At 58.4% G+C, this 26670-nt stretch carries 23 protein-coding genes, 1 tRNA gene and 1 pseudogene; 12 read left to right on the forward strand and 13 right to left on the reverse strand.

Going from position 1 to position 26670, the window contains the following annotated elements:
* Window positions 1-9 precede the first annotated feature (9 nt).
* Window positions 10-86: transfer RNA gene (locus AC1DCP_RS20190), tRNA-Met, on the forward strand.
* A 203-nt stretch (window positions 87-289) separates the two neighbouring features.
* On the opposite strand, the gene AC1DCP_RS20195 is transcribed toward AC1DCP_RS20190, so the two are convergent.
* The 4 genes from AC1DCP_RS20195 to AC1DCP_RS20210 all read right to left on the reverse strand — a co-directional run bounded on the left by AC1DCP_RS20195 (window position 290) and on the right by AC1DCP_RS20210 (window position 3717).
* A complete protein-coding gene (locus tag AC1DCP_RS20195; RefSeq protein ID WP_038494727.1) occupies window positions 290-481 on the reverse strand; it encodes a hypothetical protein in 192 nt (63 codons plus the stop codon).
* A gap of 130 nt (window positions 482-611) precedes the next feature.
* Entirely contained in the window at window positions 612-1565 is a 954-nt protein-coding gene (ftsZ, locus tag AC1DCP_RS20200) for a cell division protein FtsZ (protein WP_121556214.1), read from the reverse strand.
* 107 nt (window positions 1566-1672) lie between these two features.
* Window positions 1673-2956, reverse strand: a complete 1284-nt coding sequence (gene fabF / locus AC1DCP_RS20205) for a beta-ketoacyl-ACP synthase II (RefSeq protein WP_038494730.1) — start codon at window positions 2954-2956, stop codon at window positions 1673-1675.
* A gap of 173 nt (window positions 2957-3129) precedes the next feature.
* Entirely contained in the window at window positions 3130-3717 is a 588-nt protein-coding gene (locus AC1DCP_RS20210) for a TetR/AcrR family transcriptional regulator (protein WP_003519277.1), read from the reverse strand.
* A 98-nt stretch (window positions 3718-3815) separates the two neighbouring features.
* On the opposite strand from AC1DCP_RS20210, the gene AC1DCP_RS20215 reads away from it, so the two are divergent.
* Window positions 3816-4928 carry an efflux RND transporter periplasmic adaptor subunit gene (locus tag AC1DCP_RS20215; protein ID WP_038494733.1) on the forward strand — a complete coding sequence of 371 codons (1113 nt, stop codon included), beginning with the start codon at window positions 3816-3818 and terminating at the stop codon, window positions 4926-4928.
* Window positions 4928-8038: an efflux RND transporter permease subunit gene (locus tag AC1DCP_RS20220; protein WP_476774584.1), complete on the forward strand. Its 3111-nt coding sequence runs from the start codon at window positions 4928-4930 to the stop codon at window positions 8036-8038. The genes AC1DCP_RS20215 and AC1DCP_RS20220 overlap by 1 nt, the downstream gene beginning before the upstream one ends.
* Window positions 8039-8061: 23 nt before the next feature.
* Here the strand turns inward: AC1DCP_RS20220 and AC1DCP_RS20225 are convergent.
* Together AC1DCP_RS20225 and AC1DCP_RS20230 are read right to left on the reverse strand one after the other, a co-directional pair.
* A pseudogene (locus AC1DCP_RS20225) lies at window positions 8062-8192 on the reverse strand (flavin reductase family protein); the annotation flags it as partial.
* Window positions 8193-8409: 217 nt separating this feature from the next.
* A complete protein-coding gene (locus tag AC1DCP_RS20230; protein ID WP_038494739.1) occupies window positions 8410-8958 on the reverse strand; it encodes a TetR/AcrR family transcriptional regulator in 549 nt (182 codons plus the stop codon).
* A 112-nt stretch (window positions 8959-9070) separates the two neighbouring features.
* Here AC1DCP_RS20230 and AC1DCP_RS20235 point away from each other — a divergent pair, with 112 nt between their 5' ends.
* The 4 genes from AC1DCP_RS20235 to AC1DCP_RS20250 all read left to right on the forward strand — a co-directional run bounded on the left by AC1DCP_RS20235 (window position 9071) and on the right by AC1DCP_RS20250 (window position 13197).
* A complete protein-coding gene (locus tag AC1DCP_RS20235) occupies window positions 9071-9859 on the forward strand; it encodes an SDR family NAD(P)-dependent oxidoreductase (RefSeq protein WP_112496251.1) in 789 nt (262 codons plus the stop codon).
* Between the two features lie 48 nt (window positions 9860-9907).
* A complete protein-coding gene (locus AC1DCP_RS20240) occupies window positions 9908-11002 on the forward strand; it encodes an alkene reductase (protein WP_112496236.1) in 1095 nt (364 codons plus the stop codon).
* A 254-nt stretch (window positions 11003-11256) separates the two neighbouring features.
* Window positions 11257-12081, forward strand: a complete 825-nt coding sequence (locus AC1DCP_RS20245; protein ID WP_003519271.1) for an oxidoreductase — start codon at window positions 11257-11259, stop codon at window positions 12079-12081.
* Between the two features lie 111 nt (window positions 12082-12192).
* Window positions 12193-13197, forward strand: a complete 1005-nt coding sequence (locus AC1DCP_RS20250) for an NADP-dependent oxidoreductase (RefSeq protein WP_013762153.1) — start codon at window positions 12193-12195, stop codon at window positions 13195-13197.
* Window positions 13198-13237: 40 nt separating this feature from the next.
* Here AC1DCP_RS20250 and AC1DCP_RS20255 read toward each other — a convergent pair whose 3' ends face one another.
* Both AC1DCP_RS20255 and AC1DCP_RS20260 read right to left on the reverse strand, forming a co-directional pair.
* Window positions 13238-13819, reverse strand: a complete 582-nt coding sequence (locus AC1DCP_RS20255; protein WP_112496235.1) for a TetR/AcrR family transcriptional regulator — start codon at window positions 13817-13819, stop codon at window positions 13238-13240.
* A gap of 219 nt (window positions 13820-14038) precedes the next feature.
* Window positions 14039-16324: an FdhF/YdeP family oxidoreductase gene (locus tag AC1DCP_RS20260; protein ID WP_174043368.1), complete on the reverse strand. Its 2286-nt coding sequence runs from the start codon at window positions 16322-16324 to the stop codon at window positions 14039-14041.
* A gap of 156 nt (window positions 16325-16480) precedes the next feature.
* Here AC1DCP_RS20260 and AC1DCP_RS20265 point away from each other — a divergent pair, with 156 nt between their 5' ends.
* Entirely contained in the window at window positions 16481-17704 is a 1224-nt protein-coding gene (locus tag AC1DCP_RS20265; protein ID WP_320187732.1) for an MFS transporter, read from the forward strand.
* Window positions 17705-17714: 10 nt separating this feature from the next.
* A complete protein-coding gene (locus AC1DCP_RS20270) occupies window positions 17715-18830 on the forward strand; it encodes an FAD binding domain-containing protein (RefSeq protein WP_111804901.1) in 1116 nt (371 codons plus the stop codon).
* A 96-nt stretch (window positions 18831-18926) separates the two neighbouring features.
* Here the strand turns inward: AC1DCP_RS20270 and AC1DCP_RS20275 are convergent, their stop codons facing one another.
* The 5 genes from AC1DCP_RS20275 to AC1DCP_RS20295 all read right to left on the reverse strand — a co-directional run bounded on the left by AC1DCP_RS20275 (window position 18927) and on the right by AC1DCP_RS20295 (window position 23666).
* Window positions 18927-20600 (reverse strand): FAD-dependent oxidoreductase, encoded by a 1674-nt coding sequence (locus tag AC1DCP_RS20275; protein ID WP_476774585.1) that lies wholly within the window; start codon window positions 20598-20600, stop codon window positions 18927-18929.
* A gap of 57 nt (window positions 20601-20657) precedes the next feature.
* Window positions 20658-20963 (reverse strand): UBP-type zinc finger domain-containing protein, encoded by a 306-nt coding sequence (locus AC1DCP_RS20280; RefSeq protein ID WP_003519260.1) that lies wholly within the window; start codon window positions 20961-20963, stop codon window positions 20658-20660.
* Between the two features lie 28 nt (window positions 20964-20991).
* Window positions 20992-21363, reverse strand: a complete 372-nt coding sequence (locus AC1DCP_RS20285) for a response regulator transcription factor (protein WP_065663393.1) — start codon at window positions 21361-21363, stop codon at window positions 20992-20994.
* 91 nt (window positions 21364-21454) lie between these two features.
* Window positions 21455-22096, reverse strand: a complete 642-nt coding sequence (locus tag AC1DCP_RS20290; protein ID WP_013762159.1) for a response regulator transcription factor — start codon at window positions 22094-22096, stop codon at window positions 21455-21457.
* Window positions 22089-23666 carry an ATP-binding protein gene (locus AC1DCP_RS20295; protein ID WP_112524142.1) on the reverse strand — a complete coding sequence of 526 codons (1578 nt, stop codon included), beginning with the start codon at window positions 23664-23666 and terminating at the stop codon, window positions 22089-22091. The genes AC1DCP_RS20290 and AC1DCP_RS20295 overlap by 8 nt, the downstream gene beginning before the upstream one ends.
* 362 nt (window positions 23667-24028) lie before the next feature.
* Here AC1DCP_RS20295 and AC1DCP_RS20300 point away from each other — a divergent pair, with 362 nt between their 5' ends.
* From AC1DCP_RS20300 to AC1DCP_RS20310, 3 genes are read left to right on the forward strand one after another with little or no spacing between them, the layout of a single operon-like run.
* The gene (locus AC1DCP_RS20300) at window positions 24029-25048 is read left to right on the forward strand and encodes a cupin domain-containing protein (RefSeq protein ID WP_038494755.1); all 1020 of its coding nucleotides are present in this window, start codon (window positions 24029-24031) and stop codon (window positions 25046-25048) included.
* A 52-nt stretch (window positions 25049-25100) separates the two neighbouring features.
* Complete coding sequence (locus tag AC1DCP_RS20305) at window positions 25101-25619, forward strand: Dps family protein (RefSeq protein ID WP_003519251.1); 519 nt, start codon at window positions 25101-25103, stop codon at window positions 25617-25619.
* Window positions 25620-25643: 24 nt separating this feature from the next.
* Complete coding sequence (locus AC1DCP_RS20310; protein ID WP_025595168.1) at window positions 25644-26615, forward strand: alpha/beta fold hydrolase; 972 nt, start codon at window positions 25644-25646, stop codon at window positions 26613-26615.
* Window positions 26616-26670: the final 55 nt, after the last annotated feature.

Below are 26670 nucleotides of genomic sequence, written 5' to 3' on the forward strand. Positions count from 1 at the left end.
CGCTGGTAACGCGGGGTGGAGCAGCCCGGTAGCTCGTCAGGCTCATAACCTGAAGGCCGCAGGTTCAAATCCTGCCCCCGCAACCAATATCTTCAAGACTATCAACAACAAAGCCCTCCCATCCCGGAGGGCACTTTGCATTTAGGGCCTTGGATACCGCAAATGACTTGCTCGCGGCATAGCCCCGTGGGGCTTTGATAGCGTGCACCTAGGCCTTCGTAAAACACGAGCCGGAACAAGCACTTCAAGCGCTCAGAGCGGCATTCACTTTGTGATCAGGGTTTCCGCGTCACCGACGTGGCGTTGTTTCGGCAGATTGGGGCAAGGTCGCAGGCAGGCGTTTTCTATCTAACGCCTCCGTAGCTGCCTCGAGCCGAGCCACGCGCTTTTCCAAGGAGAAGAGATAGTCCCCCTGCAAATCATCGATACCGAGGAATGCTTCTTCCCATAGACGCCATTTTTCTAAGAAGTGCTTCAGCATGTGCTGTTTCCTCTCGATCGATTTCACTGGAATTTTCTATGTCGCCCTGTCTTGGGCCGGGAGGTAGCAGACACGCAGGCATTCTCAAGTCTGCAAGGACATGCTCGCTCGAGGGTGCAAAGGAGCAGGCTCACCCCGTGCGCTCCGCAAGAAAGATCACCTCTGCCGGTTGCCGCAATCCGCTCGCGACAACGGACACTTTCAGTCGACCCGCAAGCGCATCGTCGAACGTCGCGCCGATCACGACATCGGCGTTAGCGTCGACCTCTTCGCGCACGCGCGTGGCTGCTTCGTCCACATCGAACAGCGTCATGTCCGGTCCACCGGAAATCGAGACGAGGAGCCCTTTGGCACCTTTGACCGATGTGTCGTCAAAAAGCGGATTAGCAATCGCTGCTTCGGCGGCAGCTCTTGCACGGCCTTCGCCTGCCGCTTCTCCCGTGCCCATCACAGCTCGGCCCATACCGCGCATCACTGACCTTAGGTCGGCGAAATCGAGATTGATAAGCCCTTCCCTGACAATCAGATCGACGACGGAGCTGACGCCTGCATAAAGAACCCGATCCGCCATTTCGAAAGCCTCAGCAAACGTCGTTGCGGCATCTGCCACCCGGAAGAGGTTCTGATTTGGGATCACGATCACGGTATCCGCGCTTTCGGCTAGACACTCTACCCCGTGTCGGGCCATTCGCATTCGATGTATGCCCTCAAATGCGAATGGCATGGTTACCACGCCGACCGTCAGGATTCCGGCCTTCCGCGCAGCTCGAGCTATAACAGGCGCGGCGCCCGTTCCAGTGCCGCCCCCCATGCCTGCGGTCACGAAACACATATGCATCCCGGTCAGATGTCCCATGATTTCGTCGATCGTTTCTTCGGCCGCCGCTTGTCCGATCTCGGCGAGTGATCCGGCCCCAAGCCCGCCAGTCGCGATCAGGCCGAGTTGAACAACTCGTGGGGCTTTAGACATGGAGAGAGCTTGTGCATCGGTGTTTGCTGCAATGAATTCTACCCCTTGCAGCTTCTGCGCCATCATGTTGTTGACCGCATTACCACCACCGCCGCCGACGCCTATAATGGCAATCCTCGGTTAGAGGTGCAGTATGTCCGGTGTCGTGCCCAAGGTTTGGTTCATTGACGTTCAACTCCCAAGCGAAACAGTTTCAGAGTGTGGTGGCGCGACGGTGATCCTCAGCCAGCGCCGTTTGCCTTCGGCCACCGCCGGAACACTGCGCTCGCATTGACACCGCCAAAACCGAAACCATTGGATATTGCGAATTCAGCGTCTAATTGGCGCGCGTGGTTCGCCACAAAATCGATGCCTTCGGCTTCCGGATCAGGAACATTCAGGTTGAGAGTTGGCGGCGCAATCTGGTGCTGGAGTGCTAGAATGGTGAAGATTGCTTCCAATCCTCCAGCCGCGCCAAGTAGGTGTCCTGTTGCTGACTTCGTCCCGCTGACAGCGACAGTCTTCTCGGAACCAAAGATACTTTTGATGGCCCTGATTTCGCCGAGGTCTCCGACCGGGGTCGAGGTGGCGTGGGCATTCAGATGACCTATTTCGCGCGGGGAAATTCCTGCCTGCGCAATGGCGATCTCCATGGCTCTTTTGGCACCATTCCCGTCTTCTGGTCCTGACGTGATGTGATGAGCGTCGGCTGTCGTGCCGTAGCCGACAAGTTCGGCAATTGGTGTAGCGCCGCGAGCAAGTGCATGGCTCAGGGATTCAATGACAAGCATGCCCGCTCCTTCGCCCATGACGAAGCCATCGCGTGATGTGTCGAAGGGGCGCGATGCCTTGTCTGGTGTTTCGTTGAAAGCAGTCGACAGAGATCTGGCGGCTGCAAAACCTCCGAGGCTGACGATGTTCATGCAGGCTTCTGTTCCGCCGCATATCGCAATTTCGGCTTCATTTGACCGAATAAGCCTCGCAGCATCGCCAATTGCCTGAACGCCGGCGGCGCACGCGGTTACCGGTGCACCGAGAGGGCCTTTGAAGCCATGACGGATTGAGACATGCCCGGCTGCGAGATTGACCAGAAACGACGGTATGGTGAAGGGCGAAAGGCGACGGACACCGCGTTGATCGACGGTGCGGACCGCTTCGGTTATCGCAGGAAAGCCGCCGATACCGGACGCGATAATCGTCGCGGTCCTCAGCCGTTCCTCATTCGAGGTCGGCTTCCAGTTTGCTTGTGCAAGCGCTTCTTCCGCGGCTGCCAGTGCAAATATGATAAAACGGTCGACCTTGCGTTGGTCCTTCGGAGCCACAATGGTGTCGGGATCGAAGCCGCCCTCGGGATCTTCCATCAATGAGGGGACAACGCCCCCGATTTTCGATGGCAGGTCCGCCACCACGTCGTCACCCAGCCGTCGAATACCACTTCGACCCGCGAGCAGGCGCGACCAGGAGATACCGACATTCGCTCCAAGGGGACTGACAGCTCCCATTCCTGTGACAACGATACGACGCATGTTTTACACCTGTTCTTCGTTTAAATTGGCATGCCTTCGGCATCCCGACCGACGGTGCGGTCAGGGCCTGTTCTCCGGATATGCAGTTTCTTCAGTGCCTAAATCGCATCCGCCCGAACCCGACGCGGCGACTGCGTTTGGCTTTTGTTTTCCCTAGCTACCGAGCGCGATCCTCAGGCCGCATGATCAGCGCCTGCGATGCGCCTGATTTCCTCCGCCGCTGCGTCGAGGATTCCTTGAGACGTATTCTCGTCTTCCATGATCCGAGACAGGGTAACGGCGCCGACCATGAGAGACAGGATCGCCATCGCCTTGCCGCTGGGATTGGAGCTTCTGGTGTCATCAAGCAGTTCATTGAGCACCTCGAAGTGAGCGCGTATCCCATCCTCGAATGGACGCCTGACTTCTTCACTCTGCCGAGTAGCGTCCGACCCCAGTGCCACCAGGGGGCAACCTTCTGCCTTTTCTCCACGGTGGTCCTTGGACAGATAGAACGCCATCACTGCTTCGAGAGGATCGGAACTGTCCGCAGCCGCTTCAGACCATCTGCGTGTAGCGCTTTCCATCGCGCGCCTCGAAGCCTGGGCTGCAAGATCGTCCTTCGATGCAAACTGCTTGTAGAACCCGCCTTGAGTGAGTCCTGCACCCTTCATCAAATCTTTCAGGCCAATGCCATCGAATCCGTGCTCGCGAAACAGACGGCTGGCAACGTTGATCACCGTCTCCCGATTTTCCTCGGCTTGTGCCCGGCTCACTCTCATATCGACCTCCGGTTAGATTTCGTTTGACATTTATAACGCATATAGATTTAGATCGCAATCTAAATCATTTGCACCGCTGGTCAAGAAGAGAACTTACAATGAAAAGCAAACATGTCCTGACTGTCGTGGGTCTTGTCGCAGCGGCTGGGGCCGCCGCCTTTTTCCTCGTTTCTGAAACCCCAAAACGGGAAGCCGAGGCCGCAGACCCAAGGACGGCTTCACCACTGGTAAGGATTGCGGAGGCGAAAAGGACCGGCAGGGCCGACCGGTCATTCACCGGGACGGTCGCATCGCGCGTTCAAAGCAATCTCGGATTTCGCGTTCCCGGTAAAATCGTGGAGCGGCTGGTCGATGTCGGTCAGCAGGTCAAACAGGGCCAACCGCTGATGCGCATTGATGAGACCGATCTTCAGCTTGCACTGACAGCAAAGCGGAATTCGGTCATATCAGCGCGTGCTATTCTGCTTCAGGCGCAAGCCGATGAGAAGCGCTATGCGGCACTGGTCAAGAATGGCCTGGCGGCCACGCCCCAGCGTTATGAACAGGCAAAGGCGGCTCTCGATACAGCGACAGCACAGCTTGCGGCGGCCGAGGCCGAAGCGGAGGTTGCCGAGAATGCGGCAACCTACACCACTCTTGTTGCTGACTCGGATGGAACGGTCGTCGAAACTCTCGGTGATCCGGGACAAGTGGTCGCCGCCGGCCAGACGGTTGTTCAACTCGCAAAGGCGGGCCCTCGCGAGGCGGTCGTCTGGCTGCCTGAGACACTGCGACCTAAGGTGGGATCGGAAGCACAGGCCAGTGTTTATGGAAGCGACGGGCTTAGTGGAAACGCCAGACTGCGACAAATCTCCGATTCGGCTGATCCTCAAACGAGAACCTATGAAGCGCGTTACATTCTTGAGGGTGATGCGGCCTCAGCACCGCTTGGCGCCACTGTAACAATCAGAACACCGGATGCCGAACGCCAGTCGGAAGTCACCGTGCCCGTCGGCGCCATTCTGGACGACGGTAATCGCACAGGTGTGTGGATCGTCGACGGCGCAACGTCAAAGGTGAAGTTCACCCCGATTAAAGTTCAGCAGATTGGCGAGGAGACGGCATTTGTCACGGGGATCGGCACCGGGGAGCAGGTCGTTGCCCTCGGCGCGCATCTTCTCGACGATGGCGCGACCGTCAGGATTGCCTCGAGCCAAGAGGTGAAAAACTAATGCGCTTCAACCTGTCAGCCATCGCGGTTCGCGAACGCGCCATCACCCTGTTCTTTATCGTGCTGCTGGCCGCAGCCGGCGTCTACGCTTTCGTCAAGCTGGGGCGCGCCGAGGATCCGTCCTTCACCATCAAGACATTGACGGTCACGTCAGTCTGGCCGGGTGCAACAGCGCGAGAAATGCAGGACCTCGTCGCCGAGCCGCTTGAGAAACGTATTCAGGAACTGACCTGGTACGACCGCGTCGAGACCACAACGAGGCCAGGTTACGCTTTCCTGACCGTCACCCTCAAGGATAACACGCCGGCAAGTGCGGTTGCAGAAGAGTTCTATCAGGCGCGCAAGAAGCTTGGCGACGAAGCCCGCAATCTCCCCCCGGGCGTCATGGGCCCATTCGTCAACGACGAATATTCTGACGTGAGTTTCGGCCTCTATGCCCTGAAGGCAAAGGGAATGCCGATGCGCGATCTCGTTCGGCAAGCGGAAGTCATCCGCCAGGACCTCCTGCACGTGCCTGGCGTCAAGAAAATCAATATCGTCGGCGAGCGCCCCGAGCAGATTTTCGTCGAGTTCTCCTATGCGAAGCTCGCGACACTCGGCATATCCGCGCAGGATATCGCTTCTGCGTTGCAGCGACAGAACACGGTCACGCCTGCGGGTTCAATCGACACACGAGGTCCACAGGTCTTTATCCGCTTCGACGGAGCTTACAACAGTGTGCAGGCGATTGCCGACACGCCGATCGTTGCTGCTGGACGAACGCTGAAGCTCTCCGATCTTGCAGAGGTGCGACGCGGTTATCAGGATCCCGCCACGTATATCATCCGCCACGAGGGTGAACCGACAATCATGCTGGGTGCGGTGATGCAGGCGGGATGGAACGGTCTTGATCTCGGCAAGGCGCTTGAGGCTCGCTCTGCCGCCATTGCGCAAACATTGCCGCTGGGGATGACGCTTACCAAAGTCAGCGACCAGGCCGTCAACATCGATGAAGCCGTCGGCGAGTTCATGTTCAAGTTCGCGATGGCGCTCGGCGTGGTTCTGTTTGTCAGTCTGGTGGCACTTGGCTGGCGCGTTGGTATTGTTGTCGCACTTGCTGTGCCACTCACCCTTGCGGTCGTCTTCCTCATCATGCTGGAGACCGGGCGCTTCTTCGACCGCATCACGCTTGGCGCTTTGATTCTCGCGCTTGGCCTTCTAGTTGACGATGCCATCATTGCCATCGAAGTGATGGTGGTGAAGATGGAAGAGGGCATGGACCGCATCAAGGCGGCGGCCTATGCCTGGAGCCATACGGCAGCGCCGATGCTGTCCGGCACGCTGGTCACGATCATCGGCCTGATGCCCGTGGGTTTTGCCAAGTCGACCGCAGGCGAATATGCCGGCAACATCTTCTGGGTCGTGGGGTTTGCGCTCATCGTATCCTGGATCGTCGCCGTCACCTTCACGCCCTATCTCGGTGTGAAGATGTTGCCCAACATCAAGCCGGTCGAGGGCGGTCATCACGCCATCTATGACACGCCGAATTACCGCCGTCTGCGTTCCGTCATAGAGTTCGCTGTCCGCCATAAGTTCATGGTCTGCGCCGTGGTCGGCATTTCCATGGCCGTTTCGGTCGTTGGAATGGGCGGCGTGAAACAACAGTTTTTCCCGACGTCGGATCGGCCTGAGGTGCTGGTCGAGGTGCGCATGCCCGAGGGCACGAGCATTGAGGCGACGACATCTGCGGTGAAGAAAGTCGAGGACTGGCTGCAAACTCAGCCTGAGACCAATATCGTCACGTCCTACGTAGGGCAGGGCGCACCCCGGTTCTTCTTTGCCATGGCACCGGAACTACCTGACCCTGCCTTCGCCAAGGTCGTCGTGCTCACACCCGATGCCCACGCTCGTGAAGAACTGAAGCATCGCCTTCGTGCAGCTATTTCGGACGGTCTTGTTCCTGAAGCGTCCGTCCGCGTCACCCAGCTTGTGTTTGGTCCTTACACGCCGTTCCCGGTCGAGTTCCGGATCATGGGTCCCGATCAGGATGAACTCTACAGGATTTCTGAGCAGGCTCTGGCGATCATGAAGACTATCCCCGATGTTCGCCAAGCCAACCGTGACTGGGGCAACCGAACACCCGTTCTGCGATTTGTGCCCGACCAGGAGCGGCTCAATCTGATTGGTCTTTCTCCATCGGAGGCGGCCCAGCAATTGCAGATGCTGCTCTCCGGCATCCCCGTTACGCAGGTGCGCGACAATATCCGCAACGTGCCCGTCGTCGCTCGCAGTGCTGGCGAAAACCGCCTCGATCCGTCACGTCTTGCCGATTTCTCTCTAATGAGCAGGGATGGCCGTCAGGTTCCGCTGGATCAACTCGGGCACTCCGAAATCCGGTTTGAAGAACCTATCCTGAAGCGTCGCGACCGCACGCCTGTCATCACGATCAGGTCTGATATCAACGAGGCGACGCAGCCTCCGGAGGTTTCCCAGCAGGTTATGAAAGCTCTGCGGCCACTCATCGCGTCGCTTCCCGTTGGATATCGTATCGAGATGGGCGGCAACATCGAGGAGTCTCTCAAGGCCAATACGGCACTCGCTCAGGTTTTCCCGGTGATGATTGCTGCCATGCTGATCGTCATCATCCTGCAGGTTCGCAGTCTCTCGACAATGACAATGGTGATGCTGACAGCGCCGCTTGGTCTTGCCGGGGTGGTTCCGACCCTGCTCCTGTTCAATCAGCCTTTCGGCTTCAACGCCATTCTCGGCTTGATCGGACTGGCGGGTATCCTGATGCGCAACACGCTTATCCTGACAGAGCAAATCAAGGAGAACAAGGCGGCAGGGCTCGATGATTATCATGCCGTTATCGAAGCGACAGTGCAGCGGACACGACCCGTGATCCTGACGGCTCTCGCGGCGATCCTGGCGTTCATACCTCTGACCCACTCAGTATTTTGGGGGTCGATGGCCTATACCCTGATCGGTGGAACGGCAGCAGGCACGGTAATGATCCTGCTCTTCCTGCCGGCCCTCTATGCTGTCTGGTTCCGGATCAAGCCACCCAAGGCAGGTGCCGAAAAAGAGACGGTCGAGCACGTAGGGCAGCCGCTGGCGCTCGCGGCAGAGTAGGGGCGTCCATGCGTGCCGGCTCACACCTGAAGAGTGGTGTGACGGCGGCGTTCAAGGGCAGCAGGAGCCGCAACAATGCGGGGCCGCACACCATCTGGCCGGGCACGGTTGAAAGGCTGGGGGTTTCCATCTCATCCACATCCGGACCGATCTTCCGGCCGGACTTATCACGCGGATACCAGACCCCGGCAGGCCATGCCGGGATCATCACTGCGCCCGGCTCCGATGCTGCGGGAGATCAAAGCTTCGCTTTGCTACCGATTGCCCACACCGCGCCAACTGGAATGTTGAAAAACGCAGAGCCTCCAATCGCATTTGGATGAAGGTTACGTGGGAGGGTCATGCCGGTCCGCGTCGTCGTTTTTTGCGGACTAACTGATGCTGTTATCGATCCATGCGTGCGTCTGTTCCAGAATCTCGTCCGATAGTTCCGGATCGTCGATTGCCCGGGCGAGTATGACCGCCCCAACCATGGCCGCCCAGCTTCCTATCGCTGTGCGCCGGCGATCTGCCGGGTCCAGTTGCGGGAGTGCCTTTTCGATCCGGCTAATTTGCGCACGAAGGCCTTCTGTCATGGCGGAGCGCGCCGGCGGCGTCTGGTGGCGAATTGCTGCAGCGAGACCGGCGGTTGGGCAGCCACCGGCAGCGTTGTCGCGATGGCGAGGCGCAAGATAGGATTTGACGAAATCGCTAAAGTTGCCTCCTCCGACGCTATCTGAAGCAAGGGCATGGGCAAGGGTCTCCGCGACCAGATCGTCTTTTGAACTGAAATGTCCATAAAAGCCGCCGTGAGTAAGACCGGCTGCCCTCATCACCTCCGCAACGCTGACGGCATCGAACCCCTTGTCGCGAAACAGCCGGCTGGCGACATCCAGAATCCGGCGACGGTTTTCCGCCATCTGTTCTCGGCTGACCTTCATTTTCACAATTCTCCCAACATGGTCGTTGACATTTACATGATGGCTATCATATTTAAATCCAATCATGATGATTGTCATGAATATAGGTTCCATCACAGAAAAGAGCAATCCTATGAGCACAAATCCTGCAGTCCTCATCACCGGCGCCTCCACCGGTATTGGTGCAACCTATGCCGATCGGTTTGCGCGGCGCGGCCACGATCTCGTGCTGGTCGCCCGTGACGTGGCGCGAATGGAGGCCGTTGCAAGCCGTCTGCGACAGGAAACCGGCGTGGCCATAGACATCGTCCAGGCGGATCTCACGCAACTCGCCGATCTTGCGAAAGTAGAGACGAGACTGCGCGACGATGACAGCATCGGCATCCTCGTCAACAATGCCGGAACGGCCATCGGTGGAACGTTCATCGAGCAGAGCACCGACGACATGGCCCGGCTTGTTGCACTCAATTCGACTGCACTCGTTCGCCTTGCCAGCGCAATTGCCCCTCGACTCGTCAAGAAAGGTGAGGGTGCAATCGTCAACATCGGCTCCGTGGTTGGTCTGGCGCCGGAGTTCGGCATGACGGTCTACGGCGCAACCAAGGCCTTTGTCCTCTTCCTGTCTCAGGGGCTAAGCCTCGAGCTTGGACCGAAGGGCGTCTACGTTCAGGCTGTTCTTCCCGCCACGACACGAACCGAAATCTGGGACCATGTCGGCGCCGACGTTAACGCACTGAACAACGTCATGGAGGTGGGCGATCTTGTGGATGCGGCTCTGGTCGGCTTCGACCGTCGCGAGCCGGTGACCATCCCGCCGCTTCCCGATGCCGGTCAGTGGGAAGCCTTTGAAGCTGCGCGCAAGACCATGCTGGCCAACTTCGGCAATGCGCTGCCAGCCGAACGGTACCGCGCCGTCGCTTGAGCAGACCGCGCAACCCATACCGCTGCGGCGGCAACACATAGGCAAATCATGACTAAAAAGACGCTTTTCGAACCCTATACGCTCGGCTCATTGACGCTTTCCAACCGGATCGTCATGGCGCCCCTGACGCGCAATCGCGCCGGTTCGGGCTTTGTCGCAGGTGACCTGACGGCTGAATATTACGGCCAGCGTGCTTCGGCCGGGCTCATCATTTCCGAAGCCACGCAAATATCGCGGCAGGGGCAGGGATACCAGGACACGCCCGGTATCTATACCCAGGCGCAGATCGAAGGCTGGCGCAAGGTCACCAGTGCGGTGCACGAGAAGGGTGGCCATATATTCCTCCAGCTCTGGCACGTCGGTCGCATCAGCCATGTTGATCTCCAGCCGAACGGCGCAGCGCCGGTTGCCCCTTCAGCCATCCGCGCCGAGACAAAGACGTTCGTCAACAATGCCTTCGTGGACGTTTCGCAACCCCGTGCCCTTGAACTGGAAGAGCTTCCTGGGATCGTCAACGATTTCCGTCAGGCAGCAGCCAACGCCATCAAGGCTGGTTTCGATGGTGTCGAGATCCACGGGGCCAACGGCTATCTGCTTGATCAGTTCGCCAAGGACGGTGCCAATGTTCGCACAGACGCCTATGGCGGCTCTGTCGAAAACCGTGCGCGCCTCATGCTGGAAGTCACGGCCGCGGTTGTCCAGGAAATCGGCGCTGCACGCACCGGCATCCGCATCTCGCCGGTCTCGCCCGCCAATGGCATTTCGAGTACTGATCCGCAGGCGCAGTTCGATTACATCGTCGATCAGCTCGAAGCCCTTGGCATCGTGTACATTCATGTCGTCGAGGGTGCCACAGGTGGGCCGCGCGATGTCGCGCCATTCGACTTCGGATCATTGCGCCGTCGCTTCAGCAAGACCTATATCGCCAACAACGGCTATGACTTCGAGCTGGCGAGTTCGCATCTTGCCGAGGGTCGGGCGGATCTGATCGCCTTCGGCCGGCCGTTCATTGCCAATCCCGATTTGGTTGAGCGATTGAAAAGCGATGCGCCGTTGGCAGAGATAAACCCGGCTACGCTCTATGGTGGCGGTGCCGCGGGTTATATCGATTACCCCTCGTTGGCGGCAGCTGCCGGGCGTTGACTACTTTTGGGGTCGCTCGCTGGTGCGGCCCCATCAAATCAGTTTGCTGTGCCTGATCCTTTGCGGATTGGTGCCGGGTCCCGACACTGAAGGGTTACCCTTTCCCTCACCACATGAAAGTCACGCTTGACTTTAATGATGATATATATCATTAAAAATCATCAATGATGATAATGATCATCATTAAATTAGTGTCGTAAAACCATATGCCTTGGCGGCAATCCATGGTGATACCGAAAAGAGAGAAAGACGCTATGGCGACGTTTGCAACCAAGAGACAGAAGACTGCCTTTGTGACCGGGGCTTCCAGTGGGATTGGCAAGGCGGCCGCCACGGCTCTGGCCCGGGCAGGCTACCGGGTGATTGGCACGAGTCGTAAGGCCGCACCTGGCGAGATACGTGATGGCATTCGGATGATTGCTTGTGACGTGACTTCCGATTTGTCTGTCTCGGATGCCGTGGCGCTGGCGCATCAGGAACTTGGCCGTATCGACCTTCTGGTCAACAATGCCGGTTACGCCCTGTCCGGGGCGGCCGAAGAAAGCTCGGTGGATCAGGTTCGTTCGCTGTTCGAAACCAATTTTCTGGGTGTCGTTCGGGTGACCAATGCCGTGTTGCCGATGATGCGCCAACAGGGCTATGGCAGGATATTGAACATCGGCTCTGTCCTGGGCTTAATACCCGGTCCTTTTGGAGCCTATTACTCGGCCAGCAAGCACGCCATTGAGGGCTATTCGGAATCGCTGGACCATGAGGTTCGCCAGTTCGGCATCCGTGTCGCCGTGATCGAGCCTTGGGCAACGAAAACCTCGATCGAGGCTAATTCTCCGCAAGGCGACCGTCCGGTTGCAGCCTATGGCCAGACACTGGCCAGATACCGCACGGCGTTTGACTTGGCCATGGCGACCGGCGACACGGCGGATGATGTTGCGGCCACCATCCTGATGGCGGCACAGGACAAGGCGCCGCGGTTGCGCTACCCCTCCGGCAAGGCGGCACGGCAGACATCGTTTGCCCGGCGTTTCCTGCCGCGCGCGCTGTTTGATCGAACCTTGCGCAAGCAATTCAACATCGCGTGAGCGAGAATGAGGGCCACGGCAGGGCCTTCCAACAACATGCTCAGTTCGCGCTGAAAGCCTTGGCTTTTCTAGCCATCTGAGCCGATAATATTTTTACACTGGAGAACGTCCGTGAAAGCCTTCGTTGTCGACAAATACAAAAAGAAGGGCGCCTTGCGTCTGGCAGACATGCCCGAGCCCCGGATGGGCGCGAATGATGTTCTGGTTCGCATTCAGGCCACGGCGATCAACCTTCTGGATTCCAAGGTGAGGGACGGCGAGTTCAAGCTGTTCCTGCCCTATCGCCCGCCCTTTATTCTGGGTCACGATCTAGCCGGAACGGTTGTAAGCGTGGGCGCGAATGTGCGGCAATTCAAGGCTGGGGACGAGGTTTACGCCCGTCCGAGGGATCACCGGGCCGGTACCTTTGCAGAGTTCATCGCAATTGACGCCGCCGATGTCGCGCTGAAGCCCGCGAGCCTTTCGATGGAGCAGGCTGCATCCATACCGCTGGTTGGACTGACCGCCTGGCAGGCGCTGGTGGAGGTCGGCAAGGTCAAGCCCGGCCAGAAAGTGTTCATTCAGGCTGGTTCCGGAGGGGTTGGGACCTTTGCCATCCAGCTTGCCAAGCATCTCGGCGCCACGGTGGCCACCACGACCAGTGCCGCGAATATTGACCTGGTCAAAAGCCTCGGCGCCGATGTGGTGATCGACTACAGGACGCAGGATTTCGAACAGGTGCTATCCGGTTATGATCTGGTGCTGAACAGTCAGGATGCCAAGACGCTGGCCAAGTCGCTGAATGTTCTGAAACCGGGTGGTCGGTTGATATCGATCTCGGGGCCGCCGGATGTTCCCTTTGCCAGATCTCTGGGGCTGAACATGTTCCTGCGCTTGGTGGTACGGATGCTGAGCCGGGGCGTGCTGAAGAAGGCGAAAAGCCGGGGCGTCTTGTATTCCTTCCTGTTTATGCGCGCGGAAGGGCAACAACTTGCCCAGATCGCCAAGCTGATCGACGCTGGCGTGATCCGTCCGGTCGTGGACAAGGTATTTCCCTTTGCTCAGACGGCGGAGGCCTTGGCCCATGTAGAGACCGGGCGCGCCAGGGGCAAGGTGGTTGTGAAGGTCGCAGACTGAGTTCGTATTTTGCAGGAGATGGGGCCGCATGGCTGCGGCCCTATTGCTCCCGCCCGCCATTTTCGACAGAGGCCCGGCAATCGGCGCGGCAAATATCAAGAATTTCGTCCGCCAGGGCCGATGCGTCCGGGCAGGCCCGCGATAGCACGATGGCCCCGACAGCTTGCGCCATAATGCTGATGGCTTGCGTGCGGGCATTTGAGCCGGCGGGCTGGTTCGCCGCAAGATTGCTCTCCAGTGCGTCAACAAGGCGCTCGATGCCTTCGCCGAAAACAGCTCTGGTTTCGTTTGGCAGCCGCGCTGCTTCCCCGCTCAGTGCGGCGGCCGTGCAGCCTTGGCCACGCGCATCACGATGCGTGCGCGAGATGTAGGCGTCGATCATCTCGCCCAAATCATACCCGGCATAGCGTGCCAACGTTTCGGAAAGCCCTTTGGCGGAGGCTTCTGCTATGAGCGCCTCCTTCGAGACGAAGTGGTTGTAAAATCCACCATGGGTCAGGCCCGCACCCTCCATCAGGTCAGCCACGCCAACGCCATCGAACCCTCGTTCGCGAAACATCCCGGATGCAATCGCAACAATCCGTTCATGATTTTCCTGCTTCTTTTCCTTGGTGATCCGCATGTCCGAACCCTTTCGACGGCGCCGTCTCCATGATGTTGGATATCATCATGGATTGAGAGTATTGCTGACGCTTATCATTAATAATGCGCTCAACACAAGGAACACGTCGTATGGGCTACCTAATTTTCCGTCCTTCGCCGCCGACATCTTGTCGCTTGCTGCAACGAAGACTTCTGTTTCTGGGAAGCTGGCCCGGATTGTTAGTAAAATAAAGCTCGGTTACGTGGATCGGCGTATCCTCACTGGAACGCCCTTATATGCTGGGGTGCCGGATTTCCTGTCGTAGTCTGCGAGCGCAATGACCTGGTTCATTTCGGGGTAATAACCTGCTACCGAGCCGGGCGGAATATTGTAGGCAACGGCGGTAAATCCGGTAGCGGTTTTGGCGCCACTCCCGCAAATTGCTTCGACATCGATGAGGTCTCCGTCTCTTAGTCCCCGCGTTTCAAGGTCCCGCTGGTTCATGAAGATGACGTCGCGGCGGCCGTAGACACCACGGTAGCGGTCGTCGAGGCTGTATATGGTGGTGTTGTACTGGTCATGACTGCGCAAGGTGGTCAGCACAAGGGCTTCGGGGTCGTGCAAGCGTGTGTCCTCATCAAGGCCCGGTGCGACGAGAAATTCGGCCTTGCCGGACGGCGTATTCCACACACGATCAGAAGCTGCGACCGTGAGCCGGAAGCCTCCGGGCGTTTTCACGCGCGTATTGAAATCATGAAAATCGGGAAATACGATTTCGATCTTGTCGCGGATCTGCTCATAGTCGCCGGCCATGCCGTCCCAGTCGATGTCGTGTCGGTTACCAAGCGTCGCCTTGGCCATGCCGGCAATGATCCAGGGTTCCGAGCGCAACTCATCGCTTGGCGGTTTGAGGAAACCGCGCGACGCGTGCACCATCGACATGGAATCCTCTACCGTGACGGATTGGCGCCCTGTCGCCTGAATATCCAGATCCGTTCGGCCCAGAACCGGCAGGAGGATCGATGTCTTTGCCAGCAGCAGATGCGAGCGATTGAGCTTTGTCGCAAGATGAACGGCCAGATCGAGTTTCCGCATGCCCGCGAACGTCGCTTCAGGATCGGACATGGCGACAGCAAGATTGCCACCAAGGCACACCAACGCTTTCGACCTGCCCTCAATGATGGCCTCGATTGCCTCTACGGCGTTATGGCCCTTTTCACCAGACGGGCGGAAACCGAAGGCTTTTTCCATGCCAGCAAGAAGAGCCTCATTGGGAATTTCAGTGATGCCGACGGTCCGGTCGCCCTGAACGTTGGAATGGCCGCGCAGGGGACAGATACCGGCGCCCGGCCGGCCTATATTGCCGCGCAGCATCAGGAAATTGGCGAGTTGCTGCACATTGGCCGTGCCGTGGGCATGCTGTGTGATGCCCATGCCATAACAGAGAATGACGTTTTTCGCCTTGAGGTAGACATCCACGGCGCTATCGAGCGCTTCCAGTGACAGGCCGGATTTCTCGATAATTTCCGGCCATTGCGTCTGGTCGATATCGGCTTGGAGGGCTTCGAGGCCAATCGTATGCGCCGCGATGAAATCGCGGTCGATGACGCCGGGTCCGCCAGCTTCGATATCGGCCGCGTCCCGCTCGAAGATGCGCTTCATCATACCCTTGAGTGCGGCAAGATCGCCGCCGGTACGAACCTGATGATAGGCAGACGCGATCGGCGTGGATGACATCGTCGCCATTTCGATCGGATCCTGCGGGGCTGCAAACCGCTCCAGCGCCCGCTCCTTGAGTGGATTGAAGACGACGATCGGCACACCCCTGCGGGAGGCCTCATGTAATGTCGTCATCATGCGCGGATGGTTGGTGCCGGGATTGTGCCCGAACGAAAAGATCGCGTCGGCATGATCGAAATCCTCCAGCGTTACAGTGCCCTTGCCGACACCGATCGACAGGGGCAGACCGACGCTGGTGGCTTCGTGGCACATGTTGGAACAGTCGGGGAAATTGTTGGTGCCATAGGCGCGAACGAAGAGCTGAAAGAGAAACGCCGCTTCGTTGGAGGCACGACCGGACGTGTAGAACTCGGCCATATGAGGGCTGGGAAGGGCGTTCAACTCCGAGGCAATACGCGCGAATGCGGCATCCCATTCGATCGGCACGTAGCGGTCACTGGCATGATCATAGATCAGCGGATGCGTCAGGCGCCCCTGATCTTCAAGCTTGTGGTCGCTCCATTGCCAGAGATCAGTCACCGAATGAGCGGTAAAGAAATCGGGGCCAACGCGCTTGGCCGTCGATTCCCAGGTGATCGCTTTTGCTCCGTTCTCGCAAAACTCAAACGAACTTGTGTGCTTCGGATCGGGCCAGGCGCAGCCGGGACAATCGAAGCCTTCGGGCTGGTTTGCCTTTAACAATGTCGCCGCGCCCTCGGCGATGATCTGCTGGTGAGCAAGGGTTTTGGCGACGGCTTTTAGTGCGCCCCAGCCACCTGCTGGCGCTTTGTAATGCTCTATCCCTTCCGGCCGCTTCTCGCTCATCACAGTCTCCCTTCAGCGTGTTTGAATAAATCTAGCATCGAACGCATCAGTACGAACCTAGACCGATGTATAGGTCCAGGTAGACGTCTATCGAATGTGCGGCCAACGAGATTGAGCATATTTTGCCCAGATCAAGATTGGCGGTGGAACAGTATCATGGAAAAGACAGGACAGATGCAAGCCGGGGCGGCAAGCGCCACCCACAATGATGCGATCGGACAAGTGGCGCTTCTGGCCATGGCCGTCGCGGGCGGTATTGCCGTCGCAAACATCTACTACAATCAGCCGATGCTCGGGCTTATCGAGGCGGATTTCAGTCGGCAGCCAGTTACCGGCATGGTGCCCACCGCAACGCAACTCGGTTACGCACTGGGGTTATTTCTTTTACTGCCGCTCGGCGACCTCGTTAATCGCCGCCGGATGATCATCGGGCAATTCGTGGTGCTTGCCGCCGCGCTCGCGCTGGCTGCACTGGCGCCGACGGCCTGGATGCTGGTTGCAGCATCGGTCATGGTTGGAGCATGCTCGACAGTCGCCCAGCAAATCGTGCCCTTTGCGGCATCGCTGGCCGCGCCGGAAAAGCGCGGCGCCACAATCGGCACCGTCATGGCAGGCGTATTGTCGGGCATATTGTTCAGCCGTACCCTGTCGGGCTTCGTGGGCGAACACGCCGGCTGGCGGGAAATGTTCTGGATCGGCGTACCGCTCGCCCTGCTCGCCGCGGGCCTCATGTTTGCGGTCCTGCCGCATCATCGGCCAACCTCGACTTTGCGATATCATCAGGCGCTCCGGTCGCTCGGCCAGCTATGGAAACGCCACCCGGCCTTGAGGGCCGCGACGATCATCCAGGCGTTTCTGTTCGCGTCGTTCACGGCCTTCTGGACCATCCTCGCTCTCTATCTGGCGGGGCCAGAATTTCAGCTCGGTGCGGATGTCGCGGGTCTGTTTGGGATCGTCGGTGCGGTCGGCATATTTGCAGCGCCTCTGGCAGGAGTTGTTGCCGACAGACGGGGACCGCATTTCGTGGTCTGGATGGGCGCCGGATTGACGGTCGCCGCCTGGCTTATCTTCGGCCTCTGGGCATCGATCGCTTCCTTGGTTGTAGGCGTCATCGTACTTGATTTCGGCATACAGAGCGCGCTGATTTCTAACCAGCACATCATTTATGCCCTGGATGCCGATGCGCGTAGCCGTCTCAACACGGTCTTCATGACTGGCATGTTTCTGGGTGGTGCCACAGGTTCGGCGATGGCGACACTGGCCTGGGGGCAGGGCGGCTGGCTCGTCGTCAGCCTTCTCGGCGCTGCGTTTGGCCTCGCAGCCTTCGCGGTGAAAATATTTCATCATCGCCGGCATTCGCTGACGGTTGTCGGAAACTGAGGGCGGAACGATGGAAAAGCTACGTATAGGAATCGTCGGCGGTTCGCTTGCCGGCCTCTTCGCTGGCATCATGTTACAACAGGCTGGCCACGATGTCCGCATCTACGAGCGATCGAAGAGCGGTCTTGCAGGTCGGGGAGCGGGCCTCGTCGGTCAGAGGGACCTGCTGCACATTCTCCGGCTGATTGGCTGCGAGCATGTCGCCCGTATCGGCGTGGTGGCTAAGGAACGCATCTATCTCGATCAGGACGGACGTATCGCCCAGACCGTTAAGGCGCCCCAGACCCAGATCTCCTGGGATTACCTATTCGAAACTGTCGCTTCCCGCATCGCTTCAGGAAGCTATGTGTTGGGTCGGGATGTCGTCAAAGTGCTGGATGGCGAGAGTGGCGCGGAGCTGATTTTTGGTGACGGCACGCGGGTGAATGCCGATCTGGTTATCGGTGCCGATGGCCTTGGTTCGGTGGTGCGCGCAGCGGTCAATCCCGGAGACACTCAAAACCGCTATTCCGGCTATGTCGCATGGCGTGGATTGATACCGGAAACGAGGCTTCCAACGGCAGCTAATCTGCTTCTCGACCGGTTTGCCTTTCATGTCAGGCCGGGCGTACATGCGCTCGGTTATCTTGTCCCGGGCTCAAAGGGCGAAATGGACATCGGCAATCGCCGATATAACTGGGTCTGGTATCGCAAAGTGCCAGCAAGCGAACTTGCCCACACGTTCACCGATCTGGATGGGCGAACGCATGCATTTTCGCTGCCGCGTGGTGGCTTGTCGAGCGACCGTCTGGAGGCGTTGCGCGTCGATGCGCTGCAGATGCTTCCGCCGCAATTCGCCCAGGCGGTCGAGGCGGAGCCAAGCCCCTCTATCCAGGGCATTTTCGACTACGAGTCGCCCCGCATGACGGGCCGTTCGGTCGTCCTCATCGGCGACGCCGCCTTTGTCGCGCGTCCGCACACCGCGATGGGCGTGTCGAAAGCAGCGGGCGATGTCATGGCGTTGAGCAACTGCCTGGAGTCCGAGGTTGACCTTCCCAATGCCCTGCAGCGGTTCGAGGATGATCGCATCGCGGTTGGCCGGGAAATCGTTGCTTATGGCCGGCAACTCGGTGCGTCGGCTATCTGAGTATCGACCGGCTGTCTGTCACGGTACTCAAGAACGATATTTTTAACCCGCTGGCTTCTGCCAGCGGGTTTTTGATTTTGAGAAAGGTCGGATGCTTCAGTTTGGGGGCTTCATCAGGCTTAGTGCGGCGTGGATTTGCGAGACGACGGCGGCACCTTCCCCAACTGCTGCCGCGACCCGCTTGGTCGATCCGGCACGGACATCCCCGATGGCAAAGACATTCGGCAGGCTGGTTTCGAGAGGCAATGGCTTTCGGGAAAAACGACAATGCTCATCGAAGGATTGCCCAGTGACGATGAAGCCCTTGTCGTCGGTTTGCACCCGGCTGCTGATCCAGCCAGCGTTCGGATCCGCGCCGATAAAAAGGAAGAGATGATGAAGCGGCAAGGTGTTCACGCTTCCATCCAGGCGGTTGCGCAGTCTTGCGGAGGAGATGCCAGTGGCGTTATCGCCATTGATCGCGTCCACTTCGCAATGCATGTGCAGTTGGACATTCGGCAGGGCCTTGATACGGTCGATCAGATATTGCGACATCGTATCTTCGAGTGCGCGCCGCACGACCAGATGAAGTGTCTTGACCTGAGGCGCCAGAAAAACGATGGCCTGGCCTGCCGAATTGCCGCCGCCAACCAGGACGATCTCTTCGCCGGCGCAAAGTTTTGCCTCGATCGGCGAGGCCCAATAGGAAACGCCGTTGCCCTCGAAACCGTCGATGTTGGTGATGTCCGGCCGCCTGTAGCGAGCGCCGGATGCGATGACGACACTGCGGGCCGTCACCGATTTTCCACCGTCGAGTTCGAGCGCCAGCACACCTGCGTCATCTTTCGGAGGGATCAGATTTTTGACAGCGACGGGAAGAACCATTTCCGCCCCGAACTTGAGTGCCTGATTGTAGGCACGTCCCGCCAGCGCCTGTCCGGATATGCCCGTCGGGAAGCCGAGATAGTTTTCGATCCGAGACGAAGCGCCGGCCTGCCCCCCAATCGAGTGTTCGTCGATGACAAGGACGTCGAGCCCTTCCGAAGCGGCATAGACGGCGGTGGCAAGGCCCGCCGGTCCAGCGCCGACAACAGCGACGTCATAGAGCTTTCCGGGCTTGAGGTCCGGCGTCATGCCGAGACATGCTGCGGCCTCCGCATCGGTCGGTTTCTTGAGCACGGTGCCGTTGGGGCAGACCATTAGCGGAAGGTCGGAGGCGAGAATACCCAGACGTTCGATCAGCGCCTTACCTTCACCCTCCATGGCAGCATCAAGCACGATGTGGGGAAAGGCATTGCGGGCTAGAAATCCTTGCAGGCGCGAGAGCGCGGCATTGCCAGCGGTTCCAATCAAAACAGAACCTGCGCCTGCATCGATCAGACCGACGCGGCGCAGGATGAAGGCGCGCATGATGATTTCGCCGACATCGGCCGATCCGATCACCAAGGCCCGCAAATGGGCGGCATCAAAGGGAATGGCCGTGCAGCCCTCGGACCCGGCGCGGGCCCCGGCAAGTGTCGGTCGACCCGACAGCTGGTTGACTTCGCCAGACAACTGGCCTGCTCCATGCGTCGTGATCGGCGCCTCGCCGGAAAGACCTTCGTGGCGAAACACGTCCATCGATCCCTTCAGCACCAGCCAGGCGGGCGCTGCGTGGTCTCCTACCTTGTAGACGAAGTCACCACGGGCGAAATCTTTTGGCTCGCCGCTGGCAAAACGCTTGGCCGTCTCGACCTGATGGGGGGTGAGCACCGGAAACATCTGGTCCAGGCGCGCGCTGAGATCTGCCATCTGTTACCTCCAGCTGGAAATGTCGTCCGCAGGTCACCGCCGATCTTTCGGCGAAGTTCAGTAATATCGCGGTATCGGCCCGCGTTGCGGTGTCTGATCAGGCAGGTCCACCATGGTTTCGTCCACATAACACCAGCCCCAGCCTTCCGGCGGGTCATAGCCCTCGATGATGGGGTGGCGGGTGGTGTGGAAATGCGCGGTCGCGTGGCGGCCGGGGGACTGATCGCAGCAGCCGACATGACCACATTCGCGGCAGAGCCTCAAATGAAGCCATATCTGGCCAGTTTCGAGACATTCCTCGCAGCCAAGCGTCATGGGCTTGACCGATCGGATCGTCGGCAGGTGCGAGCATTGATCAGACATGGTTCCACTCCTGAACGTGTTGGAAATTTCAGTGCTTCAGTGCTTCTTCAAGACACAGTATAAGCTGGTTGAAATCGACTGGTTTCCCAAGGAATGCGAATGCACCGCCATCCATTGCCGCTGCTCTCGTTCGCTCGTCGCAATAGGATGTCATGAAAATCATCGGCGGCTTTTGATCACCACGCGAGTTTAACACGTCCTGCATCTGGATGCCGCTCAAGCCTGGCATTTTAACGTCGACCAGCATGCAGTCGATCGCGACGCGATCACCGCAGGCCAGAAAGTCTTCCGCAGACGAAAACAGCCGGCTCTCGTAACCGCAGGACAAAACGAGATCGTCAAGGGCTTCGCGGATCGACCGATCGTCGTCAACGATGGCTATGACAGGTGTTCTGGACAATTTGATTGGGCCTTGCCTCTTAAAATCAACTGGCTTCTATATGCGCCATCGAGACACAACATTGCACCATACAAGGGTCTAGGTTTTGGCCTCAAAGGCCCAGCAGTTCCGCCTTGCGCACCAGTTCGGCCACGGAGCGCGCCTCCATTTTGCGCATGACATTGCCGCGATGCAGCTTGACCGTGATCTCGCTGATCCCGAGGTTGAACGCAATCTGCTTGTTCATCAGGCCTTGCACGACAGCCGTCATGACCTCATGCTCGCGGCGGGTCAATGTCTTGGCCAGCTCCACGACGGCGCCATTTGCAGCAGATTGCTGGCGCATTTCCCGATCTTTCTGAAAAGCGACCGAGACGGCGTCGAGGATGTCCTGGTCCCGAAAAGGTTTGGTCAGGAAGTCGATGGCGCCTGCTTTCATGGCACGGACTGTCATTGGTATATCACCGTGACCCGTCATGAAGATGATAGGCATTCGGTTGCCCAGTTTTTCCAGGTGGAGCTGAAAATCAAGGCCGTTCGCACCGGGCAGGCGAACGTCGAGAAGAATGCAGCCAGGTCGGTCCAGATCGGCATTTTCGAGCAGGTCCTGGGCGCTTTCAAAGGATTTTGCTTCTGTTCGAATTGACAGGAACAGATCGACCAAAGCCTCGCGTATCGCAGTATCGTCATCGACGACGTAGACAACCGGCGTATCGCCGTTCGGCGGTTTGGCGGACTTTCTCGCATCATTCATGGGTTGCCTCCATCGGGACGATCATTTCGAACAATGCGCCACCATCGGTGTGATTGCCGGCAGACAGCGTGCCGCCGCGGGCTTCGAGCATGCTGCGGCAGATGGCAAGGCCCATGCCAAGCCCGGTTGGTTTGGTCGTGCAGAATGGTTTGAACAGGTTTTTGAGAACGTCCGGACTGAGCCCGGGACCTGTGTCGAGAACCTTGATGATCACGCTTTGATCATCCCCAGGCTCGATCGTTACCGATATCCGCCGCATCGCTTCCGGGGTTTCGGCCATGGCGTGAAGCGAATTGGTGATCAGGTTGATCAAGACTTGCTGCAGCTCTATCCGCACAGCGTTGACGGTGGGCACATCGCTTGCTTCAGCTATTTCAACAATGACCCCGTTTCTGACAAGCTCGCTCTCCATCAGCGCGCGTGTCTCCGTGACGAGATCGGCCAGCGAAACCGGCTCGATATCGGGCGGGCGGTTACCAAGCATTGATCGTGCGCTCTGAATGATGTCGCTGGCACGCTGGCTGTCACGAGCGATGCGCTCAGCTGAGCGGGAAACGGCTGCCAGATCCGGCGGGTCGCGATCCAGCCAGCGCTGCAGGGTCTGGGCGTTGACCACCAAGGCGCCGAGCGGCTGATTGAGTTCGTGCGCGAGCGAGGCAGATAACGCGCCGACGGTTGCCGCGCGCGACGCCAATGCCAATTCCGCCTGGGCCTCGAACAGTGCTTTCTGGGCGAGTTCCCGCTCCGTAATGTCGAACATACCGACAATGACACGGTTGAAATTGGCAGGATCTTCAGGAAAGCCAACGGTCAGCAGCACAAATTTGCTGGTGCCATCGCTGGTGAGGATGCTGCCCTTGCCTTCGAAATGCGTCTCGTTGTTGAAAATTGCCGCGATGAGATCGAGAAAGGTGGCGTCGTCCTGGGCAATATAGCGGCGCATGGAGCCGGGATTGCTGTTGCCCACATGGCCCAGCAATTCAAGTGCCGCCGCGTTGGCGGCAACGGTAGGGACGCTGACAATGCATCGCTCCAGAAAATCCGGGTTCTCCCGAGCGTGAGCACCAAGGTCTTTGACACCATTTGCTTTCAACGCCATCAGCATTGCGCGGACCTGCGAATAGTCGCGCTCCCAAAGTGCAACGCGGCTTTGCTCGAAAATCGTACGGTAGCGCTCTTCGCTGCTCTGCAGGGCGGCATTGAATTTCACAAGATTGAGGCGCGCGCGCTGATTGCGGATGATCAAGGCGCAGGTGATCAACATTGCAGCAACCGCGACCGCCAGGCGTAGGGTTGCGGCGAGGTCGGTTTGCAGCCCATGAGCTGCAAGATACGAGACTGCCGCCAGACTGATACAGATACCGGTCACCAGCATCGTCCCTTTTTCTGTCAGGGTTTCTGCCGACAGAAGCAAGGTGATGACATAGAGCGTGGCAAGCGCGCTGTGAATGTCGGTATAGGTATCGAGATAGAAGATCAGCGCTGCGAGCAAAAATGCGCAGACGAGCACGCCAAGTTCAAAGCGCGCCGGCAGCCGTCTTTCCGGGTTTACCAGGACCAGCGAATGCAAGGAGATTTCCCACGTTGAGATCGACCGCATTATCAAGCCATCCCTGCTGCCGAAACGCAATTGGCAATTCCAATATTCCTATGCAAACTCAATCTCATAACCGCGCAAAAAAGAAAGGCCATTCCAGGACTGAGATGGCCTCAGATGGATCGCGACATCCGTGTGAAAGGGCGCGCTTGAACATTCAGGGTGCATTGGCATCCAGCATCTCTTCAGTGGAGGGCCTGAATTTGTAGCCTCGGTTCGGCAGGCGAGCCACTATACTTAGGTGTCAGTCCGACTAACCAAGCATTGGATACCGCACAACCAGATCCTCGCCTACAACCATCTCGTCAAACAAACGATGTGGGCAGGAGTTGAAGATGCAGATTTCAAAACATGTTCTTTCTCTCAAGGACCGGCCTGCAGCCTTCGAAAGCCCGGCGGGATCGATCATGTGCCTTGGTCGCAATCAACTGCCAATCCTCAAAGGCCTTTCAATACGCAGGCTGGTGCTCACGGCACACGCGATCAGGGAGCCTCACTGGCATGCGAATGCCAATGAACTGGGCTACTGTGTCCGCGGCCAGGCACTGGTGACTGTCGTCGGCAATCATGGCAGCCGCGACGTCTTTCTTATCGGCATTGGCGAAATGTTCTTCGTTCCGTCAGGCACGGTTCACGCAATTGAAAATACCGGTGAGACGGAGGCGGAGTTCATCCTTGCCTTTTCGAACGAGGATCCGGAAGATTTCGGCCTGTCTGGCGCCTTCGACGTGATGTCCGACGCCGTGCTGCTGAGCACATTCGAGTGGCAACCGCAAACGCCGCCGAGTTTTGGCAGGCTGAACGCAAACACAGAGATATTCGACCTGCAGGCCCAGCCAGCCGTTGAAAAGCAGGCGCTTCATCCAAACAGGCTCAAATTCCGTGTCGAGGAGTCAGCGCCGCACGTATCGTCGCCGGCGGGCTCTGCAAGGACCGCGCAGGCTCCGGCTTGGTCTGTTCTAAATGGTCTTTCGATGTTTTCTGTCCGCATCAGCGAGATTGGCCTGCGCGAACCGCACTGGCACCCCGAGACCGCCGAAATGGGCTATGTGCTCGAAGGGACCGGTCAGATGACAGTCCTTGATCCCGATGGAAGCGCTGACACCTATTCGATCCATCCGGGCGACGCCTATTTCGTGCCGCCGGCTTACCCGCATCACATCGAAAACGCCGGCAGTGGCACACTGCATATCCTGATTTTCTTCAGTCACAGCGCGCCACAAGATATCGGTTACCGAGCAGCGGCGGCCGGTTATTCACGCAATGTGATCGCTAGCCAGTTGGGCCTTTCCGAGCAAGCCCTCCTGCCTCTTCCTGTCGATATCGACGATCCGCTGATCGTTGCACGGCTCTGAAGCCCTGAATCCCTGAAACCCAAACCCAAACCCAAACCCAATGGAGATTACCATGAACCGCACCCTCGCTGAAAAACATCGCAAGTCGCCTCTTGCAACACCGACTGCCCTTGGCACGAACGCAACCGCCGATATTTCCGGCGCGTTGACGGCGCTGCTGGCCGATGTCTTCGCGCTTTATCTCAAGACGAAGAATTTTCACTGGCATATGAGCGGTCCGCATTTCCGTGATTACCACCTGATGCTGGACGAGCAGGGCGAGCAGATCTTCGCCATGACGGACGACATTGCCGAGCGAGCTCGCAAGATCGGCGGCACCACACTTCGTTCGATCAGCCATATTTCCAGGTTGCAGCGGCTTCTCGACAACGACGCCGATTTCGTGACCCCGGCGGATATGCTGGCCGAGCTTCGCGACGATAACCTCACACTCGTCTCGCTGATGAAGGCGACACACAATCTTTGTGAAGACCATGGCGACATCGCAACCGCCAGCCTGATCGAAAACTGGGTGGATGAGGCAGAGCGCCGTGCCTGGTTCCTGTTCGAAAGCACCCGCGGCGCCGAATGAGCGCGCGAAATTTCGGAGAGGCCCATGATCAACGAACTTTCACTGTCCCGTCGGCAGGTCCTGTTGGCCGGCACCACGGTTTCTCTTGCCTTGGCCATGCCGGCGATGGCTTCCGAAAAGAAAATTTCCCGTAACCCAGAAGGAATTGCATCGATGACCACGAATTTCGTCACCACCAAAGACGGCGTAGAGATCTTCTTCAAGGACTGGGGTCCGAAGGATGCACAGCCGATCGTCTTCCACCATGGCTGGCCGCTGTCGTCAGACGACTGGGATGCCCAGATGCTGTTCTTCCTCAGCAAGGGATATCGTGTCGTGGCCCACGACCGCCGCGGCCATGGACGCTCCAGCCAGGTGAGCAATGGTCACGACATGGATCATTACGCTGCCGATGCCTCCGCCGTCGCCGAATATCTTGACCTGCGCAATGCCGTTCATATCGGCCACTCCACAGGCGGCGGCGAAGTCGCTCGGTACGTCGCACGGCATGGTCAGCCACAGGGCCGCGTGGCAAAGGCTATCCTCGTCAGCGCCGTTCCGCCGCTGATGCTGAAAACCGCAGCCAATCCTGATGGCACGCCGATGGAAGTCTTCGATGGGTTCCGTAGCGCCCTGGCAGCCAATCGCGCGCAGTTCTTCCTCGATGTTGCGTCGGGCCCATTTTATGGTTTCAACCGGCCGGATGCGAAAGTTTCGCAGGGTGTGATCGACAATTGGTGGCGCCAGGGGATGATGGGCAGCGCCGTGGCGCACTATGAAGGTATCAAGGCGTTTTCGGAGACAGATCAGACCGAAGACTTGAAGGCGATTACCGTTCCCACGCTGGTGACCCAGGGTGATGACGACCAAGTCGTTCCCTACAAGGCCGCCGTAGAGCTTCAGGCCAAGCTGATCAAGAACAGCACGATGAAGATCTACAAGGGCTTCCCGCACGGGATGCTGACCACGCATGCCGACGTGATCAATCCAGACCTGTTGGCTTTCATCAAGGCTTGATTGTTTCCCTATCCCAAGACATGTGTGGCGGCTCCCCAAAGGGCCGCCACTACAA

This window comes from Agrobacterium sp. 10T429, from assembly GCF_056393925.1.

What these genes read in the sequence shown, in the direction of transcription:
- AC1DCP_RS20195 (WP_038494727.1), bottom strand. Translation starts at nt 481, where the DNA reads ATGCTGAAGCACTTCTTAGAAAAATGGCGTCTATGGGAAGAAGCATTC.
- fabF (WP_038494730.1), bottom strand. Translation starts at nt 2,956, where the DNA reads ATGCGTCGTATCGTTGTCACAGGAATGGGAGCTGTCAGTCCCCTTGGA.
- AC1DCP_RS20210 (WP_003519277.1), bottom strand. Translation starts at nt 3,717, where the DNA reads ATGAGAGTGAGCCGGGCACAAGCCGAGGAAAATCGGGAGACGGTGATC.
- AC1DCP_RS20215 (WP_038494733.1), top strand. Translation starts at nt 3,816, where the DNA reads ATGAAAAGCAAACATGTCCTGACTGTCGTGGGTCTTGTCGCAGCGGCT.
- AC1DCP_RS20220 (WP_476774584.1), top strand. Translation starts at nt 4,928, where the DNA reads ATGCGCTTCAACCTGTCAGCCATCGCGGTTCGCGAACGCGCCATCACC.
- AC1DCP_RS20230 (WP_038494739.1), bottom strand. Translation starts at nt 8,958, where the DNA reads ATGAAGGTCAGCCGAGAACAGATGGCGGAAAACCGTCGCCGGATTCTG.
- AC1DCP_RS20235 (WP_112496251.1), top strand. Translation starts at nt 9,071, where the DNA reads ATGAGCACAAATCCTGCAGTCCTCATCACCGGCGCCTCCACCGGTATT.
- AC1DCP_RS20240 (WP_112496236.1), top strand. Translation starts at nt 9,908, where the DNA reads ATGACTAAAAAGACGCTTTTCGAACCCTATACGCTCGGCTCATTGACG.
- AC1DCP_RS20245 (WP_003519271.1), top strand. Translation starts at nt 11,257, where the DNA reads ATGGCGACGTTTGCAACCAAGAGACAGAAGACTGCCTTTGTGACCGGG.
- AC1DCP_RS20255 (WP_112496235.1), bottom strand. Translation starts at nt 13,819, where the DNA reads ATGCGGATCACCAAGGAAAAGAAGCAGGAAAATCATGAACGGATTGTT.
- AC1DCP_RS20260 (WP_174043368.1), bottom strand. Translation starts at nt 16,324, where the DNA reads ATGAGCGAGAAGCGGCCGGAAGGGATAGAGCATTACAAAGCGCCAGCA.
- AC1DCP_RS20265 (WP_320187732.1), top strand. Translation starts at nt 16,481, where the DNA reads ATGGAAAAGACAGGACAGATGCAAGCCGGGGCGGCAAGCGCCACCCAC.
- AC1DCP_RS20270 (WP_111804901.1), top strand. Translation starts at nt 17,715, where the DNA reads ATGGAAAAGCTACGTATAGGAATCGTCGGCGGTTCGCTTGCCGGCCTC.
- AC1DCP_RS20275 (WP_476774585.1), bottom strand. Translation starts at nt 20,600, where the DNA reads ATGGCAGATCTCAGCGCGCGCCTGGACCAGATGTTTCCGGTGCTCACC.
- AC1DCP_RS20280 (WP_003519260.1), bottom strand. Translation starts at nt 20,963, where the DNA reads ATGTCTGATCAATGCTCGCACCTGCCGACGATCCGATCGGTCAAGCCC.
- AC1DCP_RS20290 (WP_013762159.1), bottom strand. Translation starts at nt 22,096, where the DNA reads ATGAATGATGCGAGAAAGTCCGCCAAACCGCCGAACGGCGATACGCCG.
- AC1DCP_RS20300 (WP_038494755.1), top strand. Translation starts at nt 24,029, where the DNA reads ATGCAGATTTCAAAACATGTTCTTTCTCTCAAGGACCGGCCTGCAGCC.
- AC1DCP_RS20305 (WP_003519251.1), top strand. Translation starts at nt 25,101, where the DNA reads ATGAACCGCACCCTCGCTGAAAAACATCGCAAGTCGCCTCTTGCAACA.
- AC1DCP_RS20310 (WP_025595168.1), top strand. Translation starts at nt 25,644, where the DNA reads ATGATCAACGAACTTTCACTGTCCCGTCGGCAGGTCCTGTTGGCCGGC.